The sequence below is a fragment of the Pseudoroseomonas cervicalis ATCC 49957 genome (assembly GCF_000164635.1).
Taxonomy (GTDB): Bacteria; Pseudomonadota; Alphaproteobacteria; order Acetobacterales; family Acetobacteraceae; genus Pseudoroseomonas; species Pseudoroseomonas cervicalis.
Genome location: NZ_GG770856.1, coordinates 1 through 1,313, shown reverse-complemented (window position 1 = coordinate 1,313; position 1,313 = coordinate 1). Strand labels below are relative to the sequence as shown.

General features: G+C 72.0%; 2 protein-coding genes. One reads left to right on the top strand and one right to left on the bottom strand.

The features are described 5' to 3' along the window. The coding region (locus tag HMPREF0731_RS19690) for a TetR family transcriptional regulator (protein WP_007005973.1) at positions 1-500 on the bottom strand (500 nt) is incomplete at its 3' end. A 209-nt stretch (positions 501-709) separates the two neighbouring features. Here HMPREF0731_RS19690 and HMPREF0731_RS19685 point away from each other — a divergent pair. Then, on the top strand, positions 710-1,159 hold the full coding sequence (locus HMPREF0731_RS19685; protein ID WP_007005972.1) for a (2Fe-2S)-binding protein: 450 nt from the start codon (positions 710-712) through the stop codon (positions 1,157-1,159). The last annotated feature ends 154 nt before the right edge of the window (positions 1,160-1,313 follow it).

Here is a 1,313-nt window from a genome sequence, read left to right as displayed (position 1 = left end):
GCCAGGGCGTGCAGCTCGCAGGGGGCGCGGCTCCAGCTGCCGGCCAGGGCGATCATCAGGGCGAGCAGCGGCAGCGGCTCCCAGCTCGCATCCACCCAGCCCTCGCGCTGCGCCAGGCGCAGCTTGTCGAGCTTCACCTCATAGGCGGCGCGGCGCGAATCGCCCGGCGGCAGCTGGGTGCAATCCCCCTCCAGCGCCGCCCAGCCGGCGATGCGCTGCATCTCCGGCCGCTCGGCCAGGTAGTCGAACAGGCGGCCGACATAGCCGGGCAGGTCGGCCGGATCCATCGGCACGGCGTCCGCGATCTCGGCCATCTGCTGCGCCTTGATGGTGTCGAGCAGCTGCTGCTTGTCGCGGAAATGCGCGTAGAGCCGCTCCTTGCTGGTGCGCGCCGCGGCGGCGATGCGGTTGATGCGCGCCCCGGCGATCCCATGTTGGGCGAATTCACGGCGCGCCGCGTCCAGGATGCGCTCGCGGGTGGATTCGTCCGAGGGTGACATGGCTCCGCCTTGCTGCGTGATGGCCCATCCGAACCATCCGGTTTGACATTCCGGCGCGAGCACGGCTAAAACCAAACTGTTTGGTTCTGCCGACGCTACGCCGCCCATCTTCTTTCTAGGCCGCGCCGCCCGGCAGCGACAGACCCGGCCGCCGCATGGCCCCGCGGCGGCTCCCGCTTCCTTCCTGACCTGCCCCAAGGACGGATCCCATGGACCTGACCATCAACGGCGTGACCCGCAGCGTCGAGGCCGAGGCCGACACGCCGCTGCTCTGGGTGATCCGCGACGAGCTCGGCCTGACCGGCACCAAATATGGCTGCGGCGCGGCGCAATGCGGCGCCTGCACCGTGCTGGTGGACGGCCAGCCGACGCGCTCCTGCGTCACCCCGGTCGAGAGCATCGCCGGCCTGCCCGTCACCACCATCGAGGCGATCGGCCAGGACCCGGTCGGCCGCCGCGTGGTCGAGGCCTGGGTGGCCGCCCAGGTGCCGCAATGCGGCTATTGCCAGTCCGGCCAAGTGATGGCGGCGACGGCGCTGCTGCAGCAGACGCCGCAGCCCACGGAGGAGGACATCGCCGCGGCGATGAGCAATCTCTGCCGCTGCGGCACCTACAACGCCATCGCCGCCGCCGTGCGGCAGGCCGCGGCCCAGGGCTGAGGAGGCGAGCATGGACGGCCTTTCCCCCACCTTGTTCTCCGCCCAGCGGATCGCCGAGGCGCTGCCCGAGGGGCAGCCGGTCAACCTCTCGCGCCGCGGCGTGCTGGGCGCGGCGCTGGGCGCGCTGGTGATCGGCGTGGCGCTGCCGCGCGGC

Bases quoted from the DNA above. Each gene is read 5' to 3' on its own strand.
- HMPREF0731_RS19685 (WP_007005972.1), top strand. From the start codon at position 710: ATGGACCTGACCATCAACGGCGTGACCCGCAGCGTCGAGGCCGAGGCC.